At 58.2% G+C, this 2,589-nt stretch carries 1 protein-coding gene; it reads left to right on the top strand.

What is annotated here, in order from left to right; genetic code table 11:
- Positions 1-90: 90 nt before the first annotated feature.
- Positions 91-2,589, top strand: a 2,499-nt coding sequence (locus CNE01S_RS23945) for an inverse autotransporter beta domain-containing protein (protein WP_174522194.1), incomplete at its 3' end; no start/stop codon positions are given.

Below are 2,589 nucleotides of genomic sequence, written 5' to 3'. Positions count from 1 at the left end.
CTCAGTGAGGGGGATGAAATTGATGTTCCCGTCCGTACCCCGATAAAAAATGATGACATCAGGGCGGATCATTCCCGGCAACCTCCGCCAGTGTTCACTGAACACGACCGTGCCGCCGCATCTTATGCAGACAGACTGTCCTCCGAAAGTGCGGGCGGCAGAGAACATTCCTCCGGCACGGCGGCAGGCATGGCGCGCTCGATGGTGGCCGGGGCTGCCAATGATGCCGTGGCAAAATGGCTGGGTCAGTATGGCACCGTGCGGGCGAATCTCAGCCTGAATGCGCATAACGCGCTGGCGAACAGCAGTATTGACTGGCTGGTACCGCTCTACGACACCCCTCAGAATACCCTGTTTACCCAACTGGGTGCCCGCAACAAGGATGGACGCAATACGGTCAATCTCGGCTGGGGTGTCCGCTGGATGACCCCGCACTGGATGTACGGCTTCAACAATTTTTATGATGATGACATCACCGGTAATAACCGCCGTGTTGGGCTGGGTGCGGAAGCCCGGACTGATTATCTGCAGTTTGCCGCAAATACCTATATACGTACGAGCAACTGGCATCAGTCTCGTGACTTCGATGACTATGATGAGCGCCCGGCGAACGGGTTTGATGTCCGCGCGCAGGGATGGCTTCCATCGTACCCGCAGATCGGCGGCAAGCTGATGTATGAGCAGTACTACGGCGATGAAGTGGCCCTGTTTGGCAAAGATAATCGCCAACATAACCCGTATGCCGTTACGGCCGGCCTGAACTGGACGCCGTTCCCGCTGCTGACAGTTGGCGCTGAAGAGCGTATGGGGAAAAATGGGAAAAATGAAACGAATATCAGTCTGCAACTTACCTGGCATCCGGGTGAGTCACTGTCTTCACAATTGTCTGCCGGCAGCGTGGCGGCGTCCCGACTTATAGCCAACAGCCGTTACGATCTGGTCGATCGTAATAATGATATCGTCCTCGAGTATCGTAAGCAGGAGGTTATCCGGTTAGCGCTGGATCAGACCCGTATCACCGGCCCTGCCGGCGCATCTCTTCCGATATCGGCTCAGGTCAACAATAAGTATGACCTGCAGACGGTAACGTGGTCCGCAGGGGCGCTGGAAGCTGCCGGAGGACGACTGACGGCGCAGGATCGCACGCACTTTTTAGTGACTCTCCCACCGTACCAACTGGTGCAGCGTGCTCAGGCGGCAAAAAAGTCCGGGATTGCCGGGCAGACCCCCGATCCGAACAGCTATGTAATTACTGCTGTGGCTGAGGACATCAGAGGCAACAAATCTGCGCCGCAGAGCCTCACGGTAACGGTGCTGCCGCCCTCTGCAGCCTTTGCGGGGCCGCTGCGCGTCGCCCATGACAATGCGTTTGCCGACGGGAAAGCCCCGGTGAATGTTGCGGCGGCAGTGACCGATGGCAATGGCCATCCGCTGCCAAATCAGCAGGTCGTTTTCACCACCGTTTACCCGGACGGCAGCCACGATAAACAGACCGCGGTTACCGACGGGCAGGGCAATACCCAGGTGGACATCACGTCAATGGTTGTCGGGGAGGCTACTGTTACCGCCACGGCAGAAACGGCCAGCACCACCACCCGCATTCATTTTGTTGCAGAGGGTATCGATGCGAGCCGTTCAACGCTCAGCCTGATGCCCCTGAGCATTCTGGCGGACGGAACATCTGTGGCTGAACTCAAACTGTTTGCCCAGGACGCGACGGGTAAACCGGCGGCAGGTAACGCTTCCCGGTTGTCTTTCCCTGTGACCGGCGTGAGCGGGGTAAACATCACCCGTCTGACGGAAATACCAGCAGCCTCCGGACATTACACGGCCCAGGTGAGCGGCACGCAGGCGGGGACGGCCTCCATCTCGGTGGCATATGACGGCGCGCCAGTGACGGGACTTCATGCCTCTCTGACACTGACCCCGGCTAACGAGGTGAGTTTGACCACCTCTCAGCTGACGATAGACAGAACGTCTATCCCGGCGGACGGAAAGACGCCTTCCACTTTAAAACTCACGCTGCGAAACGCAAATGGAGTGCCCGTTACTGATGCGAAGGGTGTGACATTTATCAGCTCGCTGACAACGGGGATCTCGCTCAGCCCGGTGGTAAACCACGGGGACGGGACTTACACGGCCACGATGACAGGAACAACAACGGGGGTGGCGGCTATCAGCGCCAGCGTAAACGGTGTGGCACTCGGGACAATCAGCCAGTCGGTCACCCTGACGGACGGTGATGCAGATGTGTCGCAGTCTCAGTTAACCGTGGACAAAACGGTGATCCCGGCGGATGGCGTCACCGGCGCGCTGTTAAAACTCACGCTGAGAAATGCTGGCGGGATACCGGTCACCGGCGTTCAGGGGGTTAAGTTTGAGAGCGCAAGGAAAGCGGGTGTGATGATAAGCCCGGTAACCATCAACGGGGATGGAACGTATACAGCATCACTGACGGGGACCACGGCAGGTCCTGCCGAGGTGACAGTAATCGTTGGCGGGCAGGTATTCGCTGTCACCAGCCAGACGGTAAATCTGACGGCGGACACCACGACAGCAAAAGCGACAGACCTGAGCGTGGTCAGCAAC

Origin of the sequence: Cedecea neteri NBRC 105707 = ATCC 33855 (assembly GCF_001571265.1) — a bacterium.
Taxonomy (GTDB): Bacteria; Pseudomonadota; Gammaproteobacteria; order Enterobacterales; family Enterobacteriaceae; genus Cedecea; species Cedecea neteri.
Note: the sequence above shows the minus strand (reverse complement) of the source record. Positions and strands in the feature narration are given on the sequence as shown.